Annotated in this window: 26 protein-coding genes; 14 read left to right on the top strand and 12 right to left on the bottom strand. The window is 71.6% G+C overall.

All coding sequences use genetic code 11. From position 1 onward, the window contains the following. Nucleotides 1–91: 91 nt before the first annotated feature. Together ABZ948_RS22750 and ABZ948_RS22745 are read right to left on the bottom strand one after the other, a co-directional pair. Entirely contained in the window at nt 92–1,537 is a 1,446-nt protein-coding gene (locus ABZ948_RS22750; protein ID WP_359762251.1) for a PLP-dependent aminotransferase family protein, read from the bottom strand. Between the two features lie 472 nt (nt 1,538–2,009). Then, nucleotides 2,010–2,315: a hypothetical protein gene (locus ABZ948_RS22745; RefSeq protein WP_359762250.1), complete on the bottom strand. Its 306-nt coding sequence runs from the start codon at nt 2,313–2,315 to the stop codon at nt 2,010–2,012. Nucleotides 2,316–2,398: 83 nt separating this feature from the next. Between ABZ948_RS22745 and ABZ948_RS22740 the strand changes: the two genes are divergently transcribed. The 13 genes from ABZ948_RS22740 (at nt 2,399) to ABZ948_RS22680 (ending at nt 14,016) form a co-directional block, all read left to right on the top strand. Next, entirely contained in the window at nt 2,399–2,923 is a 525-nt protein-coding gene (locus tag ABZ948_RS22740; protein WP_359762248.1) for a thiamine pyrophosphate-binding protein, read from the top strand. A gap of 2 nt (nt 2,924–2,925) precedes the next feature. Next, nucleotides 2,926–3,498, top strand: coding sequence for a thiamine pyrophosphate-dependent enzyme (locus tag ABZ948_RS22735; protein ID WP_359762246.1), 573 nt, complete (start codon nt 2,926–2,928; stop codon nt 3,496–3,498). After that, a complete protein-coding gene (locus ABZ948_RS22730; protein WP_359762244.1) occupies nt 3,495–4,520 on the top strand; it encodes a hydroxymethylglutaryl-CoA lyase-like TIM-barrel protein in 1,026 nt (341 codons plus the stop codon). The genes ABZ948_RS22735 and ABZ948_RS22730 overlap by 4 nt, the downstream gene beginning before the upstream one ends. Further along, a complete protein-coding gene (locus ABZ948_RS22725; protein ID WP_359762242.1) occupies nt 4,517–5,446 on the top strand; it encodes an isocitrate lyase/phosphoenolpyruvate mutase family protein in 930 nt (309 codons plus the stop codon). Before ABZ948_RS22730 ends, ABZ948_RS22725 begins: the two co-directional genes overlap by 4 nt. Further along, the gene (locus ABZ948_RS22720) at nt 5,443–6,558 is read left to right on the top strand and encodes a phosphoenolpyruvate carboxykinase (ATP) (RefSeq protein ID WP_359762240.1); all 1,116 of its coding nucleotides are present in this window, start codon (nt 5,443–5,445) and stop codon (nt 6,556–6,558) included. Before ABZ948_RS22725 ends, ABZ948_RS22720 begins: the two co-directional genes overlap by 4 nt. Then, on the top strand, nt 6,555–7,019 hold the full coding sequence (locus ABZ948_RS22715; protein WP_031115947.1) for a YjbQ family protein: 465 nt from the start codon (nt 6,555–6,557) through the stop codon (nt 7,017–7,019). Before ABZ948_RS22720 ends, ABZ948_RS22715 begins: the two co-directional genes overlap by 4 nt. Further along, nucleotides 7,016–8,158 carry a pyridoxal-phosphate-dependent aminotransferase family protein gene (locus ABZ948_RS22710; protein WP_359762238.1) on the top strand — a complete coding sequence of 381 codons (1,143 nt, stop codon included), beginning with the start codon at nt 7,016–7,018 and terminating at the stop codon, nt 8,156–8,158. The genes ABZ948_RS22715 and ABZ948_RS22710 overlap by 4 nt, the downstream gene beginning before the upstream one ends. Continuing rightward, on the top strand, nt 8,158–8,463 hold the full coding sequence (locus ABZ948_RS22705) for a glutaredoxin domain-containing protein (protein WP_359762236.1): 306 nt from the start codon (nt 8,158–8,160) through the stop codon (nt 8,461–8,463). The genes ABZ948_RS22710 and ABZ948_RS22705 overlap by 1 nt, the downstream gene beginning before the upstream one ends. Next, the gene (locus tag ABZ948_RS22700) at nt 8,460–9,662 is read left to right on the top strand and encodes an ATP-grasp domain-containing protein (RefSeq protein WP_359762234.1); all 1,203 of its coding nucleotides are present in this window, start codon (nt 8,460–8,462) and stop codon (nt 9,660–9,662) included. The genes ABZ948_RS22705 and ABZ948_RS22700 overlap by 4 nt, the downstream gene beginning before the upstream one ends. Nucleotides 9,663–9,667: 5 nt before the next feature. Further along, complete coding sequence (locus ABZ948_RS22695) at nt 9,668–10,348, top strand: metallophosphoesterase family protein (protein WP_359762233.1); 681 nt, start codon at nt 9,668–9,670, stop codon at nt 10,346–10,348. Continuing rightward, nucleotides 10,345–11,502, top strand: coding sequence for an ATP-grasp domain-containing protein (locus tag ABZ948_RS22690; protein WP_359762231.1), 1,158 nt, complete (start codon nt 10,345–10,347; stop codon nt 11,500–11,502). Before ABZ948_RS22695 ends, ABZ948_RS22690 begins: the two co-directional genes overlap by 4 nt. Next, nucleotides 11,499–12,824, top strand: coding sequence for an MFS transporter (locus tag ABZ948_RS22685; protein ID WP_359762229.1), 1,326 nt, complete (start codon nt 11,499–11,501; stop codon nt 12,822–12,824). Before ABZ948_RS22690 ends, ABZ948_RS22685 begins: the two co-directional genes overlap by 4 nt. 166 nt (nt 12,825–12,990) lie before the next feature. Continuing rightward, nucleotides 12,991–14,016 carry an isocitrate/isopropylmalate dehydrogenase family protein gene (locus tag ABZ948_RS22680; protein ID WP_359762227.1) on the top strand — a complete coding sequence of 342 codons (1,026 nt, stop codon included), beginning with the start codon at nt 12,991–12,993 and terminating at the stop codon, nt 14,014–14,016. Nucleotides 14,017–14,031: 15 nt separating this feature from the next. On the opposite strand, the gene ABZ948_RS22675 is transcribed toward ABZ948_RS22680, so the two are convergent. The 10 genes from ABZ948_RS22675 to ABZ948_RS22630 all read right to left on the bottom strand — a co-directional run bounded on the left by ABZ948_RS22675 (nt 14,032) and on the right by ABZ948_RS22630 (nt 25,513). Continuing rightward, nucleotides 14,032–14,358 (bottom strand): antibiotic biosynthesis monooxygenase family protein, encoded by a 327-nt coding sequence (locus tag ABZ948_RS22675; protein ID WP_359762226.1) that lies wholly within the window; start codon nt 14,356–14,358, stop codon nt 14,032–14,034. Further along, nucleotides 14,355–15,716: an FAD-dependent oxidoreductase gene (locus ABZ948_RS22670; RefSeq protein WP_359762224.1), complete on the bottom strand. Its 1,362-nt coding sequence runs from the start codon at nt 15,714–15,716 to the stop codon at nt 14,355–14,357. Before ABZ948_RS22670 ends, ABZ948_RS22675 begins: the two co-directional genes overlap by 4 nt. 38 nt (nt 15,717–15,754) lie before the next feature. After that, nucleotides 15,755–16,963 (bottom strand): cytochrome P450, encoded by a 1,209-nt coding sequence (locus tag ABZ948_RS22665; protein ID WP_359762222.1) that lies wholly within the window; start codon nt 16,961–16,963, stop codon nt 15,755–15,757. A 61-nt stretch (nt 16,964–17,024) separates the two neighbouring features. Next, a complete protein-coding gene (locus ABZ948_RS22660) occupies nt 17,025–18,785 on the bottom strand; it encodes a non-ribosomal peptide synthetase (RefSeq protein ID WP_359762220.1) in 1,761 nt (586 codons plus the stop codon). Continuing rightward, nucleotides 18,782–19,852 (bottom strand): LLM class flavin-dependent oxidoreductase, encoded by a 1,071-nt coding sequence (locus ABZ948_RS22655; RefSeq protein WP_359762218.1) that lies wholly within the window; start codon nt 19,850–19,852, stop codon nt 18,782–18,784. The genes ABZ948_RS22660 and ABZ948_RS22655 overlap by 4 nt, the downstream gene beginning before the upstream one ends. Continuing rightward, complete coding sequence (locus ABZ948_RS22650; RefSeq protein ID WP_359762216.1) at nt 19,849–20,454, bottom strand: flavin reductase family protein; 606 nt, start codon at nt 20,452–20,454, stop codon at nt 19,849–19,851. The genes ABZ948_RS22655 and ABZ948_RS22650 overlap by 4 nt, the downstream gene beginning before the upstream one ends. A 25-nt stretch (nt 20,455–20,479) precedes the next feature. After that, on the bottom strand, nt 20,480–22,072 hold the full coding sequence (locus ABZ948_RS22645; protein WP_359762214.1) for a tryptophan halogenase family protein: 1,593 nt from the start codon (nt 22,070–22,072) through the stop codon (nt 20,480–20,482). Between the two features lie 158 nt (nt 22,073–22,230). Then, the gene (locus ABZ948_RS22640) at nt 22,231–23,115 is read right to left on the bottom strand and encodes a sigma-70 family RNA polymerase sigma factor (RefSeq protein WP_359762212.1); all 885 of its coding nucleotides are present in this window, start codon (nt 23,113–23,115) and stop codon (nt 22,231–22,233) included. 191 nt (nt 23,116–23,306) lie between these two features. Beyond that, nucleotides 23,307–23,801 (bottom strand): winged helix-turn-helix domain-containing protein, encoded by a 495-nt coding sequence (locus tag ABZ948_RS22635; RefSeq protein WP_359762210.1) that lies wholly within the window; start codon nt 23,799–23,801, stop codon nt 23,307–23,309. A 119-nt stretch (nt 23,802–23,920) separates the two neighbouring features. Continuing rightward, complete coding sequence (locus ABZ948_RS22630; protein WP_359762208.1) at nt 23,921–25,513, bottom strand: MFS transporter; 1,593 nt, start codon at nt 25,511–25,513, stop codon at nt 23,921–23,923. A gap of 132 nt (nt 25,514–25,645) precedes the next feature. Between ABZ948_RS22630 and sigJ the strand changes: the two genes are divergently transcribed. Beyond that, on the top strand, nt 25,646–26,533 hold the full coding sequence (gene sigJ / locus ABZ948_RS22625) for an RNA polymerase sigma factor SigJ (protein ID WP_359762206.1): 888 nt from the start codon (nt 25,646–25,648) through the stop codon (nt 26,531–26,533). The last annotated feature ends 28 nt before the right edge of the window (nt 26,534–26,561 follow it).

Below are 26,561 nucleotides of genomic sequence, written 5' to 3'. Positions count from 1 at the left end.
GCCGGAGTGCCAGCCCGGGGCACCGCCCCCGCAGGGCCCGCCGTGTTCGAAGTCCCTGTCGGGCCCGACGTGTTCGCCGGAGTCGCCGTGCTCATCGGAAGACCTCCCCCAGCAGGCGCGCCGCGGCCGGTGAGTCGACGTAGGCGTCGAAGGAGTAGGCGAGCCGGTCCAGGGTGTGGTGCCGGAGCAGGTCGGCGACCTCGGCCCGGACCGCCGTGGGCTCGGCGCGGCGCAGCACGACCTTGGCCACCAGCCGGGCCACCTCGCGCATCTCCGCCTCGCGCAGCCCGCGCCTGGTCATCGCCTGGACGCCGAGTCTGAGGCCGTGCAGCCCGTTGGCGCCCGGTACCTCGATGTTGGTGGTGCGGATGCCGGCGTGCGCCAGGTCGCCCAGGGACAGGCGCAGCGCGTCGGCGGCCGACCCGGTGATGATGTGCACCTGGTGGGTCTCGGTGAACCCGAACGACTCCCCGGAGACCCGCACCCCCTCCTCGTGCAGGCCGTGGGCGAGGGCCTGGGAGTTGGCCAGGATCTGACGCGCGTAGTCATGGCCATAAAGGGCGATCTCGGACAGGGCCACGTACATGGGCGCGATCAGCTCGGCGTGCGAGTTGCTCTGCATCTGCGGGCAGACCCAGTCGGACACCGCCCTGAGCTTCGGGTGGTCGGCGTCCCGGAAGGCGATGTACGCCTTCTGCGGTCCGGCGATGGTCTTGTGGGTGTTGCCGTGCACGGCGTCCGCGCCGAGCAGCGTCGGCTGCGGCAGCGCCCCGCCCGCGATCAGGGCGCCGTCGTGGCTGGCGTCGTACGCGAGGAAGACGCCCTCGGGCAGCGCGGCCCTGATCTGGGCGAGCGGCTGCCAGCGCAGCTTGAACGACTGGTCGAGAATGACGAGTTTGATCTCCGGGTGCTCGGCGCACAGCGTGGCCAGCCGGTCCACGTCGATGAGCAGCGTCCGGTCGACCATCGGCAGGTGGTAGGTGTTGACGCCGGCCGCGGCGGCCAGCGATTCCAGGGCGAAGTGGCCGCCGTCCTTGTGCGCGAAGTGCACGAAGCCGTCGCCCCGCCCGCAGGTGCCCAGCAGTACGGCCTGCTCGGCGACCGAGCCGCCGTTGGGCCGCCAGTCGAAGGTGGCCGCCTCGAACAGCTGCCGGCCGATCCCGGTCAGCTTCCCCACCAGGGAGGCGTTCGCGCCGGAGTCCGGGAAGGCCCACTCACCCGCCTCGGTCGGGTACGGCGGGGCGAACTCGTAGAAGCCGCCCTGCAGTCCGCTGCCGAGCATCCGCACCAGCTTGCTCGGGTAGTTCTCGCTGGCCGTGAGGCTCAGGTGCTGTTCCCGGTAGGTGTTGTCGAGCACGAAGTCCGAGGCGAGCCGCTCCAGCAGGTGCGCCACCCGGTCGTCCGACCACGCCTGGCCGAACACCTCGTCGATGTCATTTCCCGAGGCCTCGTCGATGATTCCCTCGGCCGCCTCGACCGCCGCCTGTGCTTCGTCATTGACAAAGCCGATACCACTGTCTTGTTCTGCGGCACGCATGAATCATCCCCGTTGCATGTCGAAACGAACCTGAAAGCAAAAAGAAGAGTCGCCGGAAAAGGGCGAAGGGGAGACACCCGCGCACGGCGCTGTGTGGGGTGGTGGGTGCATCGAAACAAACCGGACCCGGCTGTCGACGCGCTGCGGCGAGTCGCCTCCGCCCCGGAATCCCGGGGCCCCCTTCCGAAGGCATCCGCACATCAATGGCGGCGACTGTACACGGCCGGGAATATTCCGGCCTACCGCAATCCAGCCACTCTGCAACCCACTGCAACCCGCCGCGAAGAAAGTGCGCGATACAGGCATACCGGTCGGCACACCCACTCAGGGCGCCCGGATTGCACCTACTGATCCTGTAATCCCGTCCGCACAGAGCTGCCCGTGAGGCAGCCGATACCCCACACCTCCATTGACTCGAATCCACCGCACCCGACAACCGGTTCCCCGCCCCGGTCACGCCGTCACGCCACCCTCAATGACCGAAAACACGCAGGTCGGAGAGATCCGTCAAGAACAGCGCGGGCGGCCGCACGTCGGCCCGCACCCCCCAAAGACGCCGCACAGGAAGGGCGAACGAGCCGGCGGCCTCCCCATCCCCGGAATCCCCGATACCGCGCCACCGCACTTCAAACATCGAGATTCGGTCATTGCATTCGCAAGATCGGCCGATTAAGCACCCGCCCATAAGCCCGCCGAACGCACGATATGCCCGAATCAGTCCCTCGGAATTCACCTGTCCGTATTCCGGAATGTCATTGCGGATTCCCTTGGGCGTCATGCACCATCCACACCGCCGGGGGGCACGGAGACGCTCCTCGCCGGGCGTGATCACGTCCGTGCTTCGCAAAAGAAAGGTCATGCGTGCTGCCTGAACCTTCGTTGACAGCAGGATCCGGGGCCAGCGTCGCGGAAACCTTGTTCAACGCCTTATTCGCCCGGGGCCATTCACACTTCACCGGCGTACCGTGTTCCCTGCTCAAGGGGTTCTTCCGGTTGCTGGAGGACCCCGGATGTCCGGCCTCCTACATCCCCGCGCCACGCGAGGACAGCGCCCTCGGAGTGGCCTCCGGCCTCGCCGTGGCGGGGGCCAGGCCCGTCGTCCTCATGCAGAACTCGGGCCTCGGCTACTCGCTGAACGTCCTCACCTCGTTCAACCTCATCTACGACGTCCACCTGCCGATCGTGGTGAGCTGGCGCGGCCACGACGGCAACGACGCCGTCGAGCACGACGTCATCGGTCGGGAACTCACCCGCCTGCTCGACGTGTTCCAGATCCCCTGGACCGTGCTGGACAACGAGCACCCCGAGGACTCCGCGGAGGCGTTCCTCAAACAGTACGACTCCGGCCGGAGCACCGCCGTGCTGATCGTCCGGGAAGGGATCTGAGCGTGCTGGACATCCGTGACGCCCTGGGCGCACTGCTGGAACGCGAGTCCACCGCCCTGACGGTGACCACCTGCGGCTACATCACGCGCGACGTGTACAACATCCGCGATCGCGCCAACCACTTCTACCTCGTCGGCTCCATGGGCATGGCCGCGCCGATCGGGCTCGGCATCGCCCTGGCCCACCCGGACCGCCGGGTGCTGGTGCTGGACGGCGACGGCTCGTTCGCCATGAACCCGGGCTGTCTGCCGATGGTCGCCGAGCACCGGCCGAACCTCCTGCACGTCGTCCTCGACAACGGCGCCCACGAGAGCACCGGCGGCCAGCGCACCGTCGCCCTCGGCGACCCGGCGGCCATGGCCCTCGCGGCCGGTTACGCCGCCGCCCACACCGTGGACGACCTCGACCAGCTGGCCGCCCTGGACCTGACCGGGACACCCACGCTGCTGCGGATCCGCTGCGAGCCGCGCAGCCACCCCGCCGGAAAGCGCGTGGAACAGACGCCGCAGCAGCTGGTGGAGCGCTTCCGCGCCCAACTGGCCGACCCGGCGGCGCATCTGGAAGGAGCCGTGTGAAACCCACCCTGCTCGACTGCACCCTGCGCGATGGCGGGAACCAGAACGACTGGCAGTTCACCGCCACCGACGTCCACACCATCGTGAGCACCCTGGACGCCGCCCGCGTCGACGTCATCGAGGTCGGCTACCGCGGCGGTTCCGGGAGCAAGGCCAGCGCCACGGCGGGGCCCTCGGCGCACTGCACGCCCGAGTACCTCGCGGCGCTGCCCGCCGTCTCGCACGCGGAGCTGGCCGTGATGGTCGTCCCCACCGTGTGCCCGGTGAGTGCCATGGACGACCTGCCAGACAGCCCGGTGTCCATGGTGCGCGTCGCCGCCTACCCGTGGAACATCGACGGGGTCCCGGAGTACGTCCGTGCCGTGCGGGCGCTCGGCCTCAAGGTCGGCGTCAACCTGATGGCCGTCAGCTACACCACCCTGGAGCAGCTGGCCGAGGTCGCCGCGGTCGTCGCCGCGGAGGCGCCGGACGTCTTCTACATCGCCGACTCCTTCGGCGCGCTCACCCCGGACGACGTCCGCCGGCGGATCGAGCTGCTGGCCGAGCGGCTGCCGACACCGCTCGGCCTCCACGCCCACAACAACCTGGGCCTGGCCGCGGCCAACGCCGTGGCCGGTCTGGACGCGGGCGTGAGCTGGCTGGACGCGTCGCTGTGCGCCATGGCCCGGGGTGCCGGGAACCTCGCCACCGAACAGGCCGCGGCGTTCCTCACCGCGTGGCCCAAGTACGACACCCACGCCGATCTGCCCCTGGTCTGCGAAGCCGCCGAGTACGTGGCCGAGCAGGTGCTGCCGCGCCCGATGACGGTGCGCCGGGCGGAGATCGCGGCCGGGATCAACGACCACCACTTCTACTTCCAGGACCGCATCGAGAAGATCAGCGCCCGCCACGGGCTGGACCCGTGGGAGGTCGGGCGCCGGATCGGCGCGGCCCGGCCGCGCAAGGTCCTCGACGAGACGGTCGAGGACGTGTGCCGGGAACTCGCCGGACAGACCGAACACACCAACGGAGGGGACGCATGACCGGGAGACGACCGCAGGAACGGAACGAGGCACCGGCGAGCGCCGCACAGCGGCTGCGCGCGGCGCTCGCCGCCCCGCGACTGACACGTGCCATGGGCTCGCACAGCCCGCTCAGCGCGCGGCTCGCCGAGGAGGCCGGCTTCGACGTCGTCTGGTCCAGCGGCCTGGAGATCTCCGCCGCGGCCGGCGTCCCCGACGCCAACATCCTCGCCATGGGCGAGTGCCTGGAGGCGGCGGCCGACCTCGCGTCCGCGGTGGACATCCCCGTCCTCGCGGACTGCGACTCCGGGTTCGGCAACGTCAACAACGTCATCCACATGGTGCGCTCCTACGAGGCGCGCGGCGTGGCCGGCGTGTGCATCGAGGACAAGCAGTTCCCCAAGCTCAACAGCTTCATCGAGGGCAACCAGGACCTCGCCCCGCTGCACGACTTCGCGGGCAAGATCCGGGCCGCCACCGAGACCCGCACCGACATGCTCGTGGTGGCCCGCCTGGAGGCGCTGATCTCCGGGCAGGGCATGGCCGAGGCGCTGCGCCGGGCCGACGTCTACGAGCGGGCCGGGGCGGACGCCCTGCTCATCCACTCCAAGCGCAAGGACCCCGAGGAGGTCTTCGCCTTCCGCGAGGCCTACCGCGGCGACCTCCCGGTGATCGTCGTGCCGACCACCTACAACCAGGTCACCGTCGAGGAGCTGGAGCAGCGCGGCTTCGCCATGGCGATCTACGCCAACCAGGCGCTGCGCAGCTCGATCCGGGCCATGCGGGAGACCCTCACCCGGATCATGCGGGACGGCACCACGCTGAACGTGGAGCCCGAACTCGCCCCGCTCAAGGAGATCTTCGACCTGCAGCGCATGCCCCAGATGCTGGAACAGCAGGACCGCTACGAGTCCCTGGGACGCGAACTCGCGGAGGCCGCACAGTGACCACCCGCCCCACCACCCTGTGGCTGGACTTCCACGGCACCCGGCTCGACCTGGAGGTGGCGCCCGGTGCCGGCGTCGAGGACGCGCTGGCCTTCCTCGCCACGCACCTGACCGCCGAGGAGGCCAAGCCCGACGAGACCGGCCGCGAGCCGGTCGCCACGCTGCGCGTGCACACCCCGGACGCGGAGCGCCTCGCGCCGCCGGCCGGGACCGTGCAGGAGGACATCTACCTCCGCAAGAGCGCCAGCGAGTTCTTCACCGTGCCGGCCCGGCGCGCCGAGGCGGACGGCCGGGAGTACCTGGAGTGCACCAAGACCGGCACCCGTTTCCGCTTCGACCGCGCCGCCCGCGTGATCGACGTGACGCTGGGCGCCGGCGGGCACATGGACCTCGTCGAGCTGGTGCGCGACCTGGTGCTGAAGCACCAGGAGAACACCGGCGCCGCGGTGCTGCACGCGACCGCCGCCTACCGCGACGGCGAGGTCGTCCTGGTCACCGGCGCCAAGGGCGCCGGCAAGAGCACGGTGCTCCTGGAGCTGGTGGAGCACTTCGGCTACCAGGTGCTCAGCGGCGACAAGACCGTGCTGCACGAGCTGCCGGACGGCTCGGTCGTCGCGGCCGGCTGGCCCGACTACCCGCACCTCGGCTACGGCACCGTCGCCAAGTACCCCGGTCTCAGGGAGATCGCGGGCATCGGGGACGACTACGTGCCCGCCGACGGCCACGCGTTCTCCCCGGTGGGAAAGTTCGCGGTGGACCCGCTGCCGTTCCGTGAGCGCTTCCCGAGCGCCCCGGTCGGCGTGCGGGTGCCCGTCGCGGCGATCCTGCACCCGGCCATCGGCCCCGGCGAGCACACGGTCGTCGAGCCGCTGACCGGCAACCGCGCGGACCACGCCGAGGTGCTGCGCGCCAACGTGGAGTCGGCCTTCGACGGCGCCAACGCCGGCTGGCACCACTACCTCGACGACGGCCGCGCCGCCCAGACCGCCCAGGTCGCGCGCATCACCGACGTCCTCGCCGGGGTGCCCGCCTGGACGCTGACCGGCCCCGGCGACCTGACGGCCGAGAACACGCCGGCGGCGATCGCCGGGCCCGCGGAGGTGGCCCGGTGATCGAACTGACGGTGGAGAGCACCGGGCTCAACTCCCACTACGACCTCACCGACCGGATCGCCGCCACGCTCCAGGAGCACGGCACGGGCGACGGGCTGGCCGGGGTGTTCGCGCACGGCAGCACCATCGGGCTCACCGTCATGCGCTACGAGCCGGGCGCCGTGCAGGACCTGCTGCGGACCCTGGAGCGGATCGCCCCCGAGTCCCCCGCCGACGGCAGCCGCTACCTGCACGAGCTGACCACCGCCGACCCCAACGGCTTCTCCCACCTGAAGTCGTCGCTGCTCGGCACCAGCCTGCTCGTGCCCTTCCGGGAGGGCCGCCTCGCCATGTCGCCGAGCCACCGCGTGGTGCTCTTCGACTTCGACCTGAAGCCCGCCACCCGGCGCGTCTTCGTCGACGCGCCCCGCACCGCGGCGCCCGTCCCCGACACCGACACGATCAAGGAGAACAGCCGGTGAAACTGCGGCTGGCCACACCCGGGCCCACCGAAGTCCCGCAGCGCCTGCTGCTGGCCGGGGCCCGCGAGATCATCCACCACCGCTCCACCGAGATGGAGCAGCTGATCCACGAGATCAGCGGCGGCCTGCCCCCGCTGTTCGGCACCAGCGCCCCCGTGTACACCATCGCCTCCTCCGGGACCGGCGCGATGGAGGCCGCGGTCGCCAACTGCTTCTCGGCCGGCGACGAGGTCCTCGTCGTCTCCAACGGCTACTTCGGCGAGCGCTTCCAGGCGATCTGCACCTCGTACGGCCTCGTCGTCCACGTCGTCGAGAGCGACTGGGGCACCAGCGCCGACCCCGAGCGGGTGGCGGCCGCCTACCGCGAGCACCCGGAGATCAAGGGCGCGTTCGTCGTCTACAGCGAGACCTCCACCGGTGCCCTCAACGACGTCGAGGCGATCGGGCGGATCTTCCGCGACACCGACGTGGTCGTGGTCGTCGACGCCATCAGCGGTCTGCTGGTGCACCCGCTGGAGATGGACGCGTGGGGCCTGGACGTGGTCCTCGCCGCCTCCCACAAGGGCTTCATGCTCCCGCCGGGGCTCGCCTTCGTCGCCCTGTCCGACAAGGCGTGGACGGCCGTCGAGCGCTCCAGTGGACCGAACTACTACTGGTCCTTCGAGCGGCTGCGCCACTTCTACCCGATGTCGTCCTCGTCCCCCGCGGTGTCCCTGCTGCTCGCCCTGCACGAGTCGCTGAAGATGCTGGACGAGGAGGGCATGGAGACCTTCCGCAGGCGCCACGCCGTCCTGGGCAAGGCCGCCGAACGCGGGCTGCTCAAGCTGGGGTTCAGCACCTTCGTGCAGGCCCCGCACCGGCGCAGCCACGTCATCACCTCGGCGCTCGCGCCCGAGGGCATCGACACCGGCCGGCTGCTGAAGACGCTGTCCACCTCGTACGGTGTCACGATGACCGGTGGCCAGGCACACCTCAAGGGCAAGCTCATCCGGGTCGGGCACGTGGGCGCGGCCGACGCCCTCGACCTCAGCGGCATCTTCGGTGCCCTGGAGATGGCCCTGCTCGACCTCGGTCACACGTTCACGCCGGGCTCCGGCGTCGGCGAGATCATCCGTACGTTCCACGAGGAGGGCCGCTGATGCTCGTCCTGTTCCAGCGGGAGACCTGCCCGGACTGCAAGCCGGTGCGCGAACTGCTCACCAAGCTCCAGGTCTCCTACATCAACATCAACGTGCCCAAGCCGCGCGAGGAGCGGCACGAGCTGATCCGCACCACGGGCAGCAAGTTCATCCCGGCCCTGGTGGACGGCGCCACGGTCATCCCGGGCAAGCTGCGGGAGAACGCCGACATCATCGCCTACCTCAAGGAGCGCTTCGGCGACCCGGAGGCGGTGGCGCCCGAGGCGGCGACCGCCGGGGACGCACAGCCGGAGCCCGTGGCATGACCTTCGGGCAGCAGGTGCCCGCGACACCGCGCATCGCGGTGCTCGCGGGCACCCCGCAACTGGTGCGCGCTGCCCGCGCCCTGGGCATCGACACCGTCTTCGTGCACGACGCGGCGCAGCCGGCGCCACCGGTGGCCGCCGAGGCCGACACGGCACTGGCGGCCCCCCTGGCCGACACCGGCGCACTGCACGCGGCCCTGGCGCCGCTGCACGCCGAACGCCCCTTCGCCCGCGTCCTGTCGCTCACCGAACGGGGCCTGCTGCCGACGGCCGCGGTCGCCGAGCGGCTCGGCCTGCCCGGCAACTCCCTGCACACCGTGGAGCTGTTGCAGGACAAGCGGCGCATGCGGGACCTGCTCAACGCCCGCGGCATCGGCCCCGTGCTCACCACCGCCCCGCGCGGCCCGGCCGACCTCGCCGCGTTCTGCCGTACGACGGGCGGGCCGGTCATCCTCAAGCCGGCGGCGGGCACCAGCAGTCAGGCCGTCTTCGAGGTGGCCGGGCCGCAGGACGCCGAGGACGTCTGGCGGGCGTTCGAGGCCGCGGGCGGGCGCGGGCCGATCGCCGAGGAGTACCTCGACGGGCCCGAGATCAGCGTGGAGAGCTTCTCGTACGACGGGAAGCACACCGTGCTCGCGGTGACCGACAAGCTGGTCGGCAGCGGGTTCGTGGAGACCGGGCACACCCAGCCGAGCGCTCTGCCCCCGCCCGTGCTGGCGGAGACCGCCGCGCTCGTCCGGGCCTTCCTGGACGCCGTCGGCCTGACGGAGGGCCCCGCCCACACCGAGGTCAAGATCACCCGGAAGGGCCCCCGGATCCTGGAGTCGCACAACCGCATCGGCGGCGACAAGATCCGCGAACTGCTGCGCCGCGCCTACGGACTGGACGTGGTGGCCCTCACCGCCGGCTGCCCGCTCGGTCTGCTCCGGCCGCCCGCCGACCCGCCCGTCGCCCGCCGGGGAGCGGCCATCCGCTTCCTCACCCCACCGCCCGGAACGGTCCGGAGCGTCACCCTGCCCGACACCGACGGCACCACCGCCGAGATCCGGCTGGACGTCGAGGTCGGCGACCGGGTCCACCCGGTGCGCAGCTCGCAGGACCGCGCCGGATACGTCATCGCCGACGGCACGGACGCGGCCGACGCCGCCCGGGTCTGCGAGGCGCTGGCGGACCGGGTGCGGATCGAGACGGGCGGGTGAGAGCGGTGCGCCACGCCGTCGTGACCGACATCCACGGGGACACCGCACGGCTGCGTGCCGTTCTGCGGGGCATCCGCGCGCAGGGGGTGGACCGCGTGGTCTGCCTCGGCGACGTCTTCGAGTGCCGCGTCGGGAAAGGCGAGGTCGCCGGGTACGAGTTCGACGGCCGGCTCACCGACGTCTTCGAGCCGGACCCCGAACTCGCCCGGCTCCTGGACGGAGTACGGCTGGTGCGGGGCAACCAGGAGGAACGGATCCGGGCCCTCGTGCCCGACCACCGCCTGCCCGACTGGAGCCGCCCGCTGCTCGACGCACCGCTGGAGCACCGCACCGACTTCGCGCTGTACTGCCACGGCCACCCGCTGCCCTGGCGCGAACTGGAGCCGGGGCTGTGGTGCCCGGCCGACGCGGACTTCCCCGGGCGGGCGCTGGTGCACGGGCACCACCACCGCAGTGCCCTGTACCGGCTGTGGCCCGACGGCACCGGCCCGGTGCGGGTGGAGCGCCTGCCCGTACGGTTCGGGGAGCCGGTCCCGCTCGCACCGGACGGCCGCTACGTGATCAACGTGGGCTCCGTCACCGGCTGCGCCCCGGACCGCGGCCCCTCCCCCGCCTGGGCCGTCGTCGACGAGGCGGCCGCCACCGTCACCTACCACCACGCCTCACCCCCTACGGAGATCAAGTGACCCGGCAGGTACTCCTGCTCAACTCGGACAAGCCCGAGGTCCTCCAGGCCCTGGCCCGCCGCCCGGACGTGACGGTCCGCGTCATGACCCGCAAGGTCTACGCCGACCTGTACCGGGGGCACGAGGTGGCGTACGTCGACAGCTTCGCCGACCTGACGCAGGTCGAGCAGGCGGCGTACGAACTCGCCGCGCACGGGCCGGTCGACCACGTCGTCGCGGCCACCGAGAAGAGCGTCGTCGCGGCCGGTCTGGTCCGTGCGCTGCTCGGGGTGCCCGGGCCCGGCTTCGACGCGTCCCTGTGGGGCGCCCACAAGCGGGCGATGAAGGACAGGCTGCGCGCCGCCGGTCTCCCGGTGACGGAACACGCCCAGGCCGCCACGGTCGACGACGTGCCCCGGGCGGCCGAGCGGACCGGCTGGCCCGTCATGATCAAGCCGGTGTTCGGCTCCGCCTCGAAGTGCACCTACCGGGTCGACTCCCCCGAGGAGTTCGCCGCACGGCACCGGGCCGGCGACTTCGCCGACCTCGCGGAGCAGCGACTGCCCGTCCAGGTGGAGCGCCTGGTGCGGTTCACGCACGAGTACCACTGCGACGGCGTCGTCCACGACGGCGAGGTGGCCCGCGCGGCCGTCTCCCGCTACTTCCTCCCTCCGCTGCGCACCTCGCCGAACCTGAACAGCGGGTACATCGCCGACCAGACGGACCCGTTCTCGCGGGACGTGCTGGACCTCCACGACCGGGTGGTCGCCGCGCTCGGCCTGCCGGCCGGGGTGACGCACCTGGAGGTGTTCCGCACGCAGGACGGACCGGTCATCGGCGAAGTGGCCGTGCGGCCGGGCGGCATGGGCATCTCCCGGATGTGGTGGCACGCCTTCGGAGTGGACCTGTGGGAGGAGTTCGTCCGGGTCTCGACCGGCGAGCGGCCCAGCCGTCCCGACCACGCCCCGCGCCCCGAGACGGTCGGCCGCACCCGGCTGCCCGCGCTGCCCGGCCTGCGCGAGCGGGTCCTGGCGGTGCCCGGTGTGCTGGAGGTGCTGACGCCGGAGGAGTGCGCCAGTCCCGGGCGTCTGGAGGCGTACTTCACCGCCGCGGACGAGGCGGCCGCGGAGGCGTTCATCGCCCGGCTGCACGAGATGGCGGTCCCCGCGGCATGAGCACCTCCGCCCGGAGCCGGACGCGCGCCCTGCTCGACGCCGCTCTGCCCCCTCCCGGCGAGCCCCGGCTGCTCGCCCTGTCCTGGCTGCTGAAGACGGTCGGCAGCGGGCTCTATCTGACGACCAGCACCCTGTACTTCACCCGAGTGGCCGGCCTGCCCGTCCACCAGGTGGCCACCGGCCTCACCGTCGCCGGGATCGTGGCGCTGGCCGGTGCCGTACCGCTGGGCAGGCTGGCGGACAGGTTCGGCCCCCGGCGCACGTACACCGTCCTGCTCGGCGTCCAGTTCGCCACGATGGCCGCGCTGGCCTTCGCCCGCGCCTTCCCGGCGTTCCTCGCGCTGATCCTGGTCTTCCTCCTCGCCGAGCAGGGCAGCACCGCGGCCCGCGGCGCGCTGGTCGCCACGGTCGGGGAGGGCGCCGTGGGGGATCCCCCGCGCGAGGGCGTCCGAGCGTGGGGGAGGGTGCGGCTGCGGGCCTACCTGCGGGTGGTGACCAACATCGGCATCACCCTCGGCGCGGCGGCCTCGGCGCTGGTCATCCAGGCCGACACCGAGGCCGGGTACATGGCCCTGCTGTGGTGCACGGCGCTGACCTACCCGGCGGCGGCGCTGCCGCTGCGGTGGCTGCGGGCGCGCGAGACCCGCACGGCACCGGCCGGGAAGGCGGCGCCCACCGGTTCCGGCTGGCAGGTCCTGCGCGACCGGCGGTACGCCGTCGTCACCCTGATCTGCGGGGTGCTGTCCCTGCAGGCACAGGTGTTGTCGTTCGCCGTGCCGCTGTGGGTGCTCGAGCACACCGAGGCGCCGCCGGTCCTGGTGTCGGGCATCGTCGCCGTCAACACGGTGATGGTGATCTGCCTGCAGATCCGCTTCAGCCGCGGCGCCGAGGACGACCACCGGGCCGCCCGCATGTGCCGCAACTCCGGGATCGCCCTGTTGGCCGCGTGCGCGCTGGTCGCGTTCACCGGCGGGCTGGGCGGCTGGCCGGCGACGGTGCTGCTCCTGCTGTTCGCGGCGGCGCTCACCTTCGGCGAACTGTGGCTGTCGGCGGGCTCGTTCGGCCTGAGCTTCAACCTGGCCCCCGAGGGCATGCACGGCCAGTACCAGGGCTTCTTCTCCCTGGGCCGCGGCGCGGCGACGGCGGTGGCCCCGGCCCTGATAGCGGTCCTCTGCCTCGGCCCCCACCCCCGGGAGGGCTGGCTCGTCCTGGGCACCCTGTTCGCGGTGACCGGGGCGGCGGCGCCGTGGGCGTTGCGGGTGCGGGGGGTGGCGGTCCCGGACCTGCCCCAAACGAAAGAAGCCGCAGGCCAGACGAACTGACCTGCGGCTTCTCGCGGGGGCGTCCCCGGGACTCCTGTCCGGCTGAATGAACCGTGACAGAACCGGAGGGCGGCCAACGACAGGTGTCTAGCCTGGCCGCGCGCCGGACCGTCGTCTTCCAGCGGCCGGCGCGTGCTCCCTTTTCCGGCTCTGGCGAGGTGACCCGTTGGCTTCCATCACCGTCATCCCCGGCGACGGCATCGGTCCCGAGGTCGTCGAATGCGCGCTCCAGGTCCTGGACGCGCTGGACACCGGTCTGTCCGTCGACGTCCTCGACCACGTCGGCGCGGACCGATATCGCCGCGAGGGCCTGGCGCTGAGCGAAGCCGACCTGGCCCGCGTGTCCGCGAGTTCCGCGGTCCTCCTCGGGGCCATCGGACAGCCCGACCTGGAGGACACCGACTACGTGCGCGGTGTCCTGCTGCCGCTGCGGCACAGCTTCGACCTGTACGCCAACTGCCGACCGGTCCGGCTGTGGCACGACCGGCTCAGCCCGCTGCGGGACCCTGAACACCGCGCGGTGGACTGCGTGATCGTCCGTGAGAACACCGAGGGGCTCTACAGCGGCATCGGCGGGAACCTCCGTACGTCGTCGCCCCAGGAGGTGGCGATCGACGCCGACGTCAACACCCGGCACGGCGTCTCCAGGATCATGGACTTCGCGTTCTCCACGGCCCGCCGCGAGGTGTGCCTCGTGGACAAGGCCAACGCGGTGCGGGCCGGCGGACGCCTGTGGCAGGAGTGCTGGCGGCGGGCCGCCGAGCGTCATTCCGGGACGGCCGCCCGGCATCTCTACATCGATGCCGCCGCGATGAAGCTCGTCACCGAGCCGGACCGCTTCGACGTGATCGTGGCGAGCAACTCCCACGGCGACATCCTCAGCGACCTCGCGGCCGCGCTGGCCGGCGGTCTCGGCCTGGCGCCGTCGGCGAGTCTCAACCCCGAGACGGGCTTCGGGATGTTCGAGCCGGTGCACGGCTCTGCCCCGGACATCGCGGGGAAGGGCGTCGCGAACCCCTTCGCGTGCCTGCTCACGGCCGGCTTGCTGCTGCGGCATCTGGGACACGACGCCCAGGCGGCCGCGATCGACGCGGCGGTCGCCGGGTCGATCGCGGCCGGGCGGGTCACTCCGGACCTGGGAGGCTCACTGGGCACGCAGGAGGTGACGCGCGCGGTGCTCGCCGCCCTGTGAGGGGCACCGCGGCCCTCACGGGGCCGGGTACTGCTCGGGCGCCACGCTGGAGCTGGTGCGGACGACCTCGGCGACGCTCAGCTCGAAGAACTCGTACCACTTGTCACGACCGAGCCGCTGGGCGTCCTGGTGCTCGGGGTCGTTGCGCCATTTCTCCAGCGTGTCGGGGTTCCGCCACCACACCAGAGCCAGGCGCTCGCCGTCCTCCGCCTCGTAGTTCTTGAGATGGACGAGATCGTCACCGGCCATCTCCCGCACTTTTTCGGCGAGGTGATCTTCCGTCGTTCCGTACGTCTCGTCGACCTGCTCGGAGAAACGCGACCTGAAGACGACCAATATCACGATGCCCTCCCGGCATTCTCTTCCTGTGTGACGCAGGCGCGCAGGTGCGCGTCGGGCAGATCGGCGGCGGGGCCGTGACGGCTGAGGATCCGCCGGGCCAGTGCACGCAGGCGGCGTTCCTCGGCGAGCGCCGAACTGTAGCTCTCCTCGCTGAACGCACAGCGCTCGTAGAGGGGGACGAACCGGTGGGGCATCAGGGCGACCAGCCGCCGGGCGACGGCTTCCTCGGCCTCGTGCCGGGGGTCCGGCAGCCGGGACATCGTCCGGTAGTGCTGGTAGGAGATGTCCGTGATCGCGTCGGCGTCGCGCCTGCGGATCCGCTCGTACGCCGTGAACGCCCGCTCCCAGTCCTGCTCGCGGTCCAGGCAGCTCACGAGCGTGCGGACGTCCTCGAAAGCGCAGTTCATGCCCTGCCCCATGAAGGGGGCCATGGCATGGCAGGAGTCACCGACGAGCGCCGCCGTGCCGCCCAGGACCCATCTGTCGCAGCGGGTGAGCCGCACGGCGGAGACCGGCTTGGTCGCCAACTGCTCGCGCAGGTCCGGGATGCCGGCCGCCAGCCCGGGAAAGGTCTCGGCGAACTGCCGGGCCAGAGCCGGCCCGTCCACCGCGGCCGCGTAGGAGGGGCGGGGGCCCTCCCGCCGGAAGAACACCGAACCCGCGAAGCGCGGTGAGGAGGCCAGCGGGAAGGCCCCGAAGAGCGCGTCACCGGCCGGCCAGTAGTGCATGAGCCCGCGATCGCAGGAGGGCAGGTCCAGGACGATCTCCTGATAGGCCAGCTCCAGGGTGCTCACCCGCTCCCGAGCGCCCCGGGCGACCAGGGCGGCCCGTACCGCGGAGTGGACGCCGTCGCAGCCGAGGACATGCCGGCAGGGGATCCAGCGCTCGGAGGTGCCCGCCCCCACCAGCAGCTTCGGTTCCTCCGGGTCGACGGCGCGGACCGGCCGCTCGAAATGGAGCCGCACCCCCGGTTCGGCCTCGGCGGCGTCCAGCAGGAGGCAGTGCAGCCGGTACCGTTCGACCGCCCAGATCGGCGCCCCGTCCCGGCTGTAGGGGGTCACCACGGTGCTGCCGTCCGGCAGGTGGCCGCACCGGGCCGCGAGCGGAACGCAGATCCGCCGCACGGCCTCCTCCAGGCCGAGTTCGCGCAGCACCCGCCACCCGCGTTCCGACAGGATCACCATCAGCGACCGGCCCTGCCCGGCCGGCAGGTGCCGGGGGTCCCCGCGCCGTTCCAGTACGGTGACCCGGCCGAAACGCCGGGCCAGGTACATCGCGGCGACGGGACCGGCCAGCCCGGCCCCGACCACCACGATGCCGCTGCCCGCCACCGGAGCGGACGTACGCGAGACGTGCATGACTGGTCCTCCTGAGACAGAGCGGACACGCGGTCCGGCTACCAGGACACGGGTAGCTCACGGACGCCGTAGGCCACGCCGTCGTACTTGAACGGGACGTCGGCGAAGTCGATGGCGAGGCGCAGCGTGGGAATGCGCCGGTAGAGCGTGCCGTACACGACCTGCAGTTCGAGGGTGGCGAGTGGGCGGCCGAGGCAGTGGTGGGGGCCGAAACCGAAGGCCAGGTGGTGCTGGGCGTCCCGGGTGATGTCCAGGCGGTCGGGGTCGGGGAAGTGCTCCGGGTCCCGGTTGGCCAGTTCGCTGGCGAGGACGATCCCGTCCCCGGCCCGGATGGTGACGTCCCCGATGGTGATGTCCTCCAAGGCCACGCGCCGGCGGCCGGAATGCGAGATGTTGAGGTAGCGGAGCAGCTCGTCGACGGCACCGTTGATCACCTTCTGGTCCTCGGTCTCCCGCAGGAGCGCCATCTGCTCGGGGTTGCGCAGCAGGGCGACCGTGCCCAGGGCGATCATGTTGCCGGTCGTCTCCAGCCCGGCGACCAGCAGTGTCATGGAGATGTAGGACAGCTGCTCGGGGCTCAGCGCGCCGGTGCGCACCTGGGTTTCGATCACCGAGGAGATCAGGCCGTCCGCGGGCTCCTTGTGCCGGCGGTCGATCAGTTCCCTGAGGTAGCCGCGCAGCGCCTCCTGGGCCCCCACCACCCGCTCGGGCGAGCTGTCCCGGTGCAGCATCAGGGTGCTCTGCTCCTGGAAGAACTCGTGGTCGGCGTAGGGCACACCGAGCATCCGGCAGATGACCTGGGTGGAGGTGGGGAAGGCGAACCGGCTGACCAGATCGGCGGGGTTGGGGCCGGCGAGCAGGTCGTCGATGAGCCCGTCGACGATGTCGGTGACGTCGTCCCTGAGCGCCTCGATGTTCCGGATGGCGAACGGCGAGGAGACCATGCGCCGTTGGCGGGCGTGCTCGGGGTCGTCGAGGGCCACGAACGAGCGTCCGTCCTTGCGCCGCTCGCGACTGCCCAGGTCGAAGTGCGGATAGCCGGGCCTGGTGGAGTCTGCGCTGACCCGTGGATCGACCAGGAGCCTGCGTCCGAGCTCGTACCCGGTGATCAGCCACGGAGTGCTGCCGTCCCAGAGCTCGACCCGGACCGGGTCGTCGAGCTCGCGCAGGGCGGGCGCGGGATCGAAGGGGCAGGCCGGATCCTTCAGGATCGGGAAGTGGGTCAACCGTTCGGTCACGTCAGTCACGGAATTCTCCCTTTCTTGCCGCACCGGGTGCGCGGTCCGCCGTGCGGCCGTCCTTGGTGTGTCACCCGTTCAGGGACCGGGCGATCTCCCGCAGATCGCGCGCCGCGAGCACGGCCCGTATGGGCACGCGGACCCCCAGTTCCTCGCGCAGCGAGCCGATCAGCCGGCCGGCCAGGAGGGAATTGCCGCCGAGGTCGAAGAAGTTGGCTTCGGGGTCGGCCTTCGGCAGGCCGAGCAGCCGGGCGACCGTGTCGTACAGCCGGTCTTCTGGCGAGTCCGGCTTCAGGGCCGCGGCGGGCCGCTCCCGCGCCGCGGTGCCGTTCCGGCCGGCCAGGGAGCTTCGGTCGATCTTCCCGTTGGGCAGCGTCGGGAAGGTGTCGTGCACCGCGATGCGCGTCGGCACCATGAACTCCGGCAGTGCGGTGGCCAGTCGCGTCCGCAGGTCCACGGGGTCGACGGTGGCGCCGGGGCGGGCGGTGAGGTGGGCGGCCAGCCGCGCGTCGGCGAGTTCTCCCTCGACGACGACCACGGCGAGATCGACGTCGGGCTGCCGGGTGAGAACGGCCTCGATCTCACCGAGTTCCACGCGGAAACCGCGTAGTTTGACCTGCCCGTCGGCCCGCCCGGTGAAGTGGAAACGGCCGTCGGCGTCACGTCGGCCGCGGTCGCCGGAGCGGTACATGCGGCTGCCCGGGGGGCCGAAGGGGTCGGGCAGGAACCGCGCGGCGGTGAGCCCCGGACGGCCCACGTAGCCGCGGGCCAGCCCGGAGCCGGCCAGGTACAGCTCGCCCTCCTCGCCGTCGGGCACGGGGCGCAGGTCCTCGTCCAGCACATGGACCCGGCCGCCGGTCCACGGGACGCCGATGCCGACACCGTCCGCCTCGGTGATCGGGCCGGCGATGGTGCAGCCGACGGTCACCTCGGTGGGGCCGTAGCCGTTGAACATGCGCCTCCCCGCTGCCCAGTCACGCACCAGAGCCGGGGTGCAGGCATCGCCGGTCGACATGATCGTGCCGCCCGGCAGCACTCCCCTGCTGTCCGTGACGCTGAGCGCGGCCGGCGGCAGCACCGCGTGGTCGATCTCGTACGTGACCAGGGTCTCGTGCAAGGTGTCACCCGGCAGCAGGTCCTCGTCGTCGGCCAGCACGAGGGTGGCCCCGTGCAGGAGGGCGAGCGCGATGTCCCAGAATCCCGCGTCGAAGCTGATCGAGGCCCAGGCCAGGACCCGGTCGCCGGGAGCGGGCCGGAACCGGTCCGCCTGAGTGGCGACCAGGTCCGCGACGCCCTCGTGGGTGACCGCCACGCCTTTCGGTGTCCCGGTGGAACCGGAGGTGTAGATCACGTACATCAGGTGGAGGTCCGACAGCGGCTCCCGGCGCTCGTCCTGCCGCACGTTCGCGCCGCTGTACCGGGAGCAGGCCGCGGCGCATGCCTCGGAGTCGAGGACCACCTCCTCCAGGTCCGTCCCATCGGGCCGCCCCGCTCCCGCGCGCACGAGCAGCCGGGGGGCCGCGTCCTGGACCATGAACGCCTTGCGGGCCACGGGATAGCGGGGGTCGAGGGGCAGGTAGGCGCCGCCCGCCTTGAGGATCGCCAGCACGGCAACCACCAGCTCGGGAGAGCGGGGCAGGGCCAGCGCCACGAGGTGGTCCGGGCCCACGCCCCGGTCGATCAGCAGCCGGGCCAGCCGGTTGGCCCGCTCGTTGAGCGCGCCGTAGGTCAGCGAGGTGTCCTTGTACAGCACGGCCGGCCCGTCCGGGCTGCGCACCGCCTGCGCCTCGAACAGCTCGGGCAGCGTGCGGCCGGCCGGCCTCCCGGTCATCGCGTCCCGCCCAGGTGGGGGCGGACCTCGGACGCGAAGAGCTTCAGGCTGCGCTCCATGGTCTCCAGCGGCTGCTGGCCGTAGTCGAGCTGGAACAGGACGATGTCCGTCCCCAGTTCCCGTTCGATCTGCCGCAGTTGCTCGACCGCGGTGCGGGGCGAGCCGATCACCGCGAGGCCCGCGGCCTCGCTCGGGCCGGTCCGGTGCTTGTCCACCACGGCCTCTCGGTAGCCCTGGTACGAGGTGGACGTGCGGCTGCGCCACGCGTCGGCGGCCGAGCTGAACGTGTCCCAGTGCCGGCGCAGCGCGGCGGTGCCCTGCTCCGCCGCCTCCTCGTCGGAGTCGGCCAGGTACAGCGCGACGCTGATGGCGACGCGGGGTCGCTTCCCCTGGTTGCCGGGTGCCGCGGCGAACCTGCTGCGGTACAGCTCGATCATCTCCCGGACCTGGCCCACCTGCTCGCGGCTGGGCGCGGAGGCGATCAGGAGGTTGTACCCGGAGTCCCCGATCCACTCGAAGCTGGAACGGGTGAGGAGCGCGGCGGCCCACACCGGGGGATGCGGGTCCTGGGTGGGCAGCGGCAGGGAGTGCGCGCCCTCGTAGCGGAAGAACGGGGTGTTCTCGCCGGCGTCGGCCTGCGTCCACAGCCTGACCACGGCGTCCACGGTGGCCCGGAAGCGGTCCGTGCTGCTGTCCATGTCGATGCCGAAGGCGTCGAACTCGTACGGCAGGAAGGCACGCGCGAAACCGACGTCCAGCCTTCCGCCGCTGAGCGCGTCGAGTTGCGCGGTGCGCGCCGCCAGCTGGATCGGGTGGTGGAAGGAGGCCTGGATGCCCCCGGTCATCAGCCGGACCCTGCTGGTGCGTGCCGCGACGGCGGACAGGAAGGCGAGCGGGTCGGGGCAGTAGCCGCCGTAGGGGTGCAGATAGTGCTCGGTCATCTTGACGTAGTCGAGGCCGAGGTCCTCGGCCAGCTCCGACACCGTCAGCAGATTGGTGTAGTAGTCCTTGGCGCTGCGCTGCTGCGGCTGTGTGTCCGGCAGCAGCGAGATCCCGTAGTCCGTCATCGCGACGCCTCCGTGTCCGAGTCCGATGGAGCGGCTGTCGTGAGAGCACAGCGCTCCGGCGCTGCGCCCGGGTGGCCGAAGGACCAGTACTCGCGCATGCCGTAGACCAGCGGGCGCGGCCGCGCGTCCTGGTCCGTGGTGACCCGGAAGACCTCGCCGAGCACGACGACGTGGTCGGCGACGGCCACCGAACCGGTGACCCGGCAGTCCGCGATGGAGTGGGCGTCCTGGTCGAGATGGGGTCCCGCACAGCCCGGCCGGGCGGTCCACGACACGTGCTCGAAGCGGTCCGGGCACCGGCCGGCGAACAGCTCCGCGACCGGGCGGGCCTGGTCGCCGAGCAGGTTCACGGCGAAGCTGCCCGTCCGGTTGAGGACGGCGAGGGTGCGGCTGGAGCGCTGCATGCACACCAGCAGCGTCGGCGGGCTGACCGAGACGCTGGAGACCGCGGTGCAGGTCATGCCGTGCTGCCGTCCGCTGTCGTCGGCGGCGGTCACCACCGCGACTCCGGCCGGGAAGGCCGCCATCAGGGTTCGGAACGCGGTTGCGGAGACCGGCTCGGCCGCGGTGCGGCCGTCGGCCCCCGCCATGGGTATGGGCATGGGGGAGGCACCTCCTGGCGGGCCGTCAGCTGCTGCTCACGAGGCGGCCGGCCGTGGCGTCGTCGAACCCGGCGGCCTGGTGGACGAGGTACTCGTACTGTCCGGGCAGCCGGTCGATCAGCGTCGCGGCCTGGGCGCGGACGTTCCGGAACTCCCGGCGCGCGGCGCTCGGGTCGAGCATGCGCAGAGCGGGCAGTGACCGGACCGGCAGCCCGCCGAGGCCCAGGATCATGGCGGTGTACGAGTACGGTTCGAAGCCGTGGAAGCGCGGGAAGACGGAGTTCTCGTCCGGCAGCGCGGTACGCCACTGTTCGAGGCGCTCGGCCAGGCCGTCGGGCATCGCCCGGGTCTTCGCGTCCCGCCAGTACTCGTTGTCCGACCGGGCCGCGGCGTAGTAGTGCAGGAAGAGGAACTCCCGCACACCGTCCATGACGTCGCCGACCTGGCGGTTGTAGGACCGGCGCAGCGGCTCGTCGTCACGGGTGCCGGGGAAGCGTTTGACCAACTGTTCCACAGCGTTCTGGATGAAGAAGATCCCGGTGGACTCCAGCGGCTCGACGAAGCCGCTCGACAGGCCGATGGCGACGCAGTTCTTCACCCAGGACTCGGCGCTGCGGCCGATCCGCATCCTGATGTGGTTGGCCGACAGTTCCGCGGCCTCCGGTCCGACGAAGGCGCGCAGCGTGCGTTCCGCCTCCTCCGGTGTGGTGTACGCGCTGGAGTAGACGTATCCGGTGCCGATCCGGTCGAGCAGCGGGATGGTCCAGATCCAGCCGGCGTCCTGTGCCGTGGCCGTCGTGCAGGGCCGCATGCCCCTGGTCTCCACGTCCACGGGAACGCGCAGGGCCACCGCGCTGTCGTTGGGCAGGGACTCCTGGTACGAGATGAACGGCACGCCCAGCGCCTTGTTCAACAGCAGTCCGCGGAAACCGGTGCAGTCGACGAACAGGTCACCGCCGATCGCGCCGTGGTCCTTCGTCAGCACGTCGCGGATGTGGCCGTCGCCGTCGAGACGCACGTCGAGAACGTCGTCCTGGACGTGCCGCACCCCGCGTTCCACCCCGTACTCGCTGAGGAACCGGGCGAGCAGGGTGGCGTCGAAGTGGTAGGCGTACGGGAACTGCGTCCCCTGCCCCTCGGGGATCGCGCGGGCCATGTCCCGGGCCTCCCCGGCCTCGAAGACCTCCTCGAACAGGCCTCCGTGGAGATGGCGGGGCGAGCGCTGGGCGTCGCACAGGGCGGCCAGCACCGAGCAGTCCCGGTCGAAGCGGTCGCTGGGGCCGTCGTGGAGCCACCAGTCGGCCAGCGGGACGCCGTCGACGACGCGGGGTCGCTCGAAGGGGTGGTAGAAGTTGTGGCCTTTCGCCCTCCAGTCCTCGAACCGGATGGCCAGCTTGTAGGAGGCGTGGCAGCGGGGCATCCACTCCGGTTCGGTCAGCCCCAGGTGCCGGAAGAAGTTCCGGACCGTGCTGAAGGTGGCTTCTCCGACGCCGATCGTCGAAACGGCCTTCGACTCCACGAGCGTGACGGTCAGTCGGTCGCCGAAGCTCGCCTTGAGGTAGGTGGCGGTCATCCAGCCGGCCGTGCCGCCGCCAACGATCACTATGTCCTCGATCATGAATCCCGTCCTGGTGGGTGCGGCCAGATCCTTGGACGTTGCACGCAGACTGTTGCACGGGCCGCGGCCGGGTCCCGCCGGGGAAAAAGATTTGCGAAAGACGCTCTCGGAGGCCGCCCGCGCCCACCCCGCGGGACCGAGACGGCGTCCGGTCGGGCTCAGCGCCCGGGCAGCAGCCTGAGGCTCAGACGCCGGAGCCGGGCGGGGTCGGCGACCAGCTCGTATTCCTTGACCAGGCCGCCGTCGATGCGGAAGCGAATGGCCAGCCGCAGCCGTCCGCCGGGCGCCACGAGCAGGCCGACGCGACCGTCTATCAGCGCGGGCTCGGCGTGCCGTGCCGCACTGCCGAACCGGCTGATCTCACACGCGACCGCGGTGGCACCGTGCGCTGTGCCGGGGCGGCCCGGGGGCAGGGCGGCCGCGTCGGCGCGCCGCACCACGTCCGGCGCGAGGCGTGCGGCGATGATCCCGGTGTCCCCGGTGCGCGCGGCGACCAGAAAGGCCGCCACGACCTCGCGGTGCCGGTCCGTCTCCACCGGGTTGCGTTCCCGGGGCGCACGCACCTTGTGCCGGGCCCGGCTGGCCAGCTTCTTGGCGGTCGCCCGGCTGCGGTCCAGGATCCCGCCGATCTCGTCGAACGGCACGCCGAACATGTCGTGCAGAACGAACGCGACCCGTTCGGCGGGGCTGAGAGTGTTGAGGACGACGCGGAGCGCCAGGCCGACGGATTCGGCTTCCAGCGCCTCGTGTTCGGGGTTGCCGTCCTCGGGGGCCGCGATGGGCGGCGTGAGGTCGCCGCTCCAGTGCTCCTCGCGTCCCCCGTGCCGACTGCGCAGCATGTCCAGGCAGACCCGGGAGGCGACCGTGCGCAGCCAGCCCGGCAGGTTCCGTACCTCCGACGTGTCGGCGCGGTCCAGCCGCAGCCAGGTCTCCTGCACCGCGTCTTCCGCTTCCTCCCGGGAGCCGAGCATGCGGTAGGAGAGTCCGAGCAGGTCCCTGCGGTTCTCCTCGAAGCAGTCGGCCAGGAATTGGCGCTGGTCCATCGGTCACCTTTCCGGTTCGCGGTCCGTCGTACTCATGACCCGTGCATCACGGGCCGTGTGACGCGCAGCCGATGAGGAGAAGGCGGAATGACCAAAACGGACGCCCTCTGCCCGGGTGGCGGACGGGCAGAGGGCACAGGGCGGCACCGGCCGGGTGACCGGCCCCTGCCGTCGGACGGCTCGGCGCCGCGTCAGGCGGAGTCGGCCTCGAGGAGGTATCCCCGGCCCCAGACGGTCTGGATGCTGAGGCCGAGAACGGCGATGCGGCGGCGCAGTCTCATGATCTGCAGGTCGAGGGCGTTTCTGGAGATCTTCCCGGTGGCCTTGACCACCTGCTGCTCCAGCTCCGAGCGATAGACCACTTCGCCGTAGTGGGTGACGAACTGCTCCATGATGCCGATCTGGGTCATGGAGATGGCCACCGAGCCGGTGCCGAAGTACAGGATGCCGGTGGAGTCGACGGTCGGGACCTTTCGCCCGTAGGCGCGCTGGGCCAGTGCCTGGATGCGCGCCTCCACATCGCGGCGAGGGGCGGGCGCTCTGATCCAGTCCTCCGTGGGGTCGACACAGACGGGAGCGTCATTGCCGGCCTCCACGACCAGCAGGCGGGGAATTCCGGCTTTTCTGCAGTCGTTTCGCGTGTCGGCTTCGATGGGCCAGCGTATTAATTTGACGCCTTTGCTCATGAGTTTCTCCCCATGCCAAACAGGCAACGTGATGCCTTGCCTTGTGCTGTGGGTGCCGCACTTCCGGGTTCGGCGAAGCCTGTGCCCCGAGGCGTGGCCTCGGGGCACTCGTATCTGGATCACCGACTCCGTCGACGGGGTCCGTCCCCGGTCACCGTGGCCTCGCGCTCCTCGACGGGCGGGGCCGGTCGCTCCCCCGCCCGCGCCCGGCCCGTCCGCTGCCTGAACCCGGTCCAGGCGAGGCCCGCCGCCACGGCAGTGCAGGCCGCGGCGATGGCGACGGCCAGCTGGTAGCCGTGCAGGAAGGCGTCGACGGCGGGCCGGCGGAACGGTTCCCCGAGCTCGCGCACCACCGCGAGCACGCGTCCACCGCCCACGTCGTGCGACTGCCCGAGAGCCGCGGCGTGGCGCGTGCCGTCCAGTCCGGACACCTTGCCCTGCCAGGCGGAGACGGTCGCGTTGACGCCCACGGTGCCGAGCACCGCGAGACACACGGACGAGCCGATCTGCCGTGACGCGTTCAGGACGCCGGAAGCGGCGCCGGAGACGCCGGGGGGCACGTCGCGCATGGCCACATGGGTCACCGCGGGCACGAACGTGCCGAACCCTCCGCCGTACAGCACGTACCCGAGGGCGCTGACCGCGAAGGAGGTGGTCCCCGCCCGGCTGAGCAGGAACACGCCGACCGCGGCCACCAGGATCCCCCAGGTCGCCACCGACGAGGCCCGGAAGCGCGAGTCGAGCCGCCCGCCGAACTGCGCCATGGCCAGGAACGGGATGTTCATGAACAGCCACGACAGCCCCGTGCGCAGCACCGACCAGCCCGCCACGTTCTGGAAGTACAGGGTGACCCAGAACAGCGCGCCGCTCATCCCGCCGTAGGCGAGCAGGTAGATGCCCGAGGCGCTCACGAAGCTCCGCGCCCGCAGCAGCGCCGGCGGCAGCATGGCGTGCGGGGCACGGCGCTCCCACCAGAAGAACGTGAGCAGCAGGACCGCGCCGGCCGCCAGGGGCACGGCCACGAGGGGCGCGCTCCAGGAGCGGTCGGACGACTCGACGAAGCCGAGCGTGAGGCAGACCAGACCCAGGGAGCTGAGCAGCATCCCCGGTACGTCGAGCCGGCGCGCCCGGGGGTTGCGCGACTCCCGGACCGCCACGACCGTGCACACGATGCCCAGGGCGGCGAAGGGCAGGTTGATCCAGAACACGGACGGCCAGCCGAAGAACGTGAGCAGGATGCCCCCACCGACGGGCCCGGCGCCGAACCCCGTCCCTCCGATGGCCGCCCAGGCCCCGATCGCGCCGGCCCGCTGCTCCTGCGGATAGGTCTCCGTGATGATCGACAGCCCCAGGGCGAGCATCGCCGCGCCCCCGACGCCCTGCACGGCGCGGAAGGCGACGAGCGAGGCCGCGTTCCAGGCGACGGCGCAGGCGATCACACCGATCACGAAGACGACCATTCCGGTCAGGAAGACCCGCTTGCGGCCGTACCGGTCACCGAGCGCCCCGCTGGCCGGGATGATCGCGGCCAGGCTCAGCGAATAGGCGCTGATCACCCACTCCAGCTCGGCGGCGCTCATGTGCAGTTCGCTCTGCATCGAGGGCAGCGCCACGTTCACGATGGTCAGGTCGAGAGACGTCATGAACGTCGCCATGCACATCGCGAACAAGGTCAGACGCCGACGCCAGAATTCGGTAAGAGAGCGGTTCATGTCACCTCCTCCCCGAGATACGTGTGATACGCAATGAAAAATTGATCATTCGTGCTCCTAGTCGGGTCCACAGTCGTGGGGTCGGCTAGCCGCCCACTAGTGATGACCCGTGACGACCGAGGAGTGTGACCGGTGCAGGAACACGATCGGCTGGCGGAGCGGTTCGAACACTTACGGCCGCATCTGAGGACCGTCGCCTACCGGATGCTCGGCTCGCACGCCGAGGCGGAGGACGCCGTTCAGGACACCTGGATCAGACTCAGCCGCAGCGACGCGGGCGAGGTGGAGAACCTCCCCGCCTGGCTGACCACCGTGATCAGCCGTGTCTGCCTGAACGTCCTCCGGTCACGCGCCGCGCGCCCGGAAGACCCGGTCGGCGTGCACCTGCCGGATCCCGTCGTCGTTCGCGAACCGTCCCACGGCCCCGAGGACGAGGCGGTCCTGAGCGACTCGGTCAGCCTCGCGCTGCTGATCGTGCTGGATACGCTCGCCCCCGCCGAGCGGGTGGCCTTCGTGCTGCACGACATGTTCCATCTGACCTTCGACGAGATCGCGGCCGTCGTCGGGCGTACGACGGTGGCGACCCGCCAGCTGGCCAGCCGGGCGCGCCGCCGGGTGCAGGGCGCCCACGAGACGGACTCCGCCGGCGACCACGCGACGCGGCGTGTGCTGGTGGACGCGTTCTTCGCCGCGGCGCGGGGCGGCGATCTCGACGGACTGGTGGCCGTGCTGGACCCGGATGTCGAACTCCGCGCGGACGGCGGCCTCGCGCTCGCCTCCGCCTCGGCCGTGATCCACGGGGCCGGCCCCGTGGCGGAGCGGGCCGCGCTGTTCCGCCGGCCCGATGTGACGGTGACCCCCGTGCTCGTCAACGGCACCCCCGGCGTCCTGGTCGACCGGGACGGCGTACCGGTGTCCGTCATGGGCTTCGCCGTACGGCGGAACCGGATCTCGCAGATCCAGATCCTGCTGGACCCGGAGCGTCTGGCCGCGATCGACTTCGGTGCCTTCAAGACGTAGGCCGGACCGGGCGCCTCCTCAGGAGGCG

This window comes from Streptomyces olindensis (assembly GCF_040645895.1).
GTDB lineage: Bacteria > Actinomycetota > Actinomycetes > Streptomycetales > Streptomycetaceae > Streptomyces > Streptomyces olindensis.
This window is presented reverse-complemented; position numbering and strand designations above follow the sequence as displayed.

What these genes read in the sequence shown, in the direction of transcription:
- ABZ948_RS22750 (WP_359762251.1), bottom strand. Translation starts at nt 1,537, where the DNA reads ATGCGTGCCGCAGAACAAGACAGTGGTATCGGCTTTGTCAATGACGAA.
- ABZ948_RS22745 (WP_359762250.1), bottom strand. Translation starts at nt 2,315, where the DNA reads ATGACGCCCAAGGGAATCCGCAATGACATTCCGGAATACGGACAGGTG.
- ABZ948_RS22725 (WP_359762242.1), top strand. Translation starts at nt 4,517, where the DNA reads ATGACCGGGAGACGACCGCAGGAACGGAACGAGGCACCGGCGAGCGCC.
- ABZ948_RS22705 (WP_359762236.1), top strand. Translation starts at nt 8,158, where the DNA reads ATGCTCGTCCTGTTCCAGCGGGAGACCTGCCCGGACTGCAAGCCGGTG.
- ABZ948_RS22700 (WP_359762234.1), top strand. Translation starts at nt 8,460, where the DNA reads ATGACCTTCGGGCAGCAGGTGCCCGCGACACCGCGCATCGCGGTGCTC.
- ABZ948_RS22685 (WP_359762229.1), top strand. Translation starts at nt 11,499, where the DNA reads ATGAGCACCTCCGCCCGGAGCCGGACGCGCGCCCTGCTCGACGCCGCT.
- ABZ948_RS22670 (WP_359762224.1), bottom strand. Translation starts at nt 15,716, where the DNA reads ATGCACGTCTCGCGTACGTCCGCTCCGGTGGCGGGCAGCGGCATCGTG.
- ABZ948_RS22660 (WP_359762220.1), bottom strand. Translation starts at nt 18,785, where the DNA reads ATGACCGGGAGGCCGGCCGGCCGCACGCTGCCCGAGCTGTTCGAGGCG.
- ABZ948_RS22655 (WP_359762218.1), bottom strand. Translation starts at nt 19,852, where the DNA reads ATGACGGACTACGGGATCTCGCTGCTGCCGGACACACAGCCGCAGCAG.
- ABZ948_RS22650 (WP_359762216.1), bottom strand. Translation starts at nt 20,454, where the DNA reads ATGCCCATACCCATGGCGGGGGCCGACGGCCGCACCGCGGCCGAGCCG.
- ABZ948_RS22645 (WP_359762214.1), bottom strand. Translation starts at nt 22,072, where the DNA reads ATGATCGAGGACATAGTGATCGTTGGCGGCGGCACGGCCGGCTGGATG.
- ABZ948_RS22640 (WP_359762212.1), bottom strand. Translation starts at nt 23,115, where the DNA reads ATGGACCAGCGCCAATTCCTGGCCGACTGCTTCGAGGAGAACCGCAGG.
- ABZ948_RS22635 (WP_359762210.1), bottom strand. Translation starts at nt 23,801, where the DNA reads ATGAGCAAAGGCGTCAAATTAATACGCTGGCCCATCGAAGCCGACACG.
- ABZ948_RS22630 (WP_359762208.1), bottom strand. Translation starts at nt 25,513, where the DNA reads ATGAACCGCTCTCTTACCGAATTCTGGCGTCGGCGTCTGACCTTGTTC.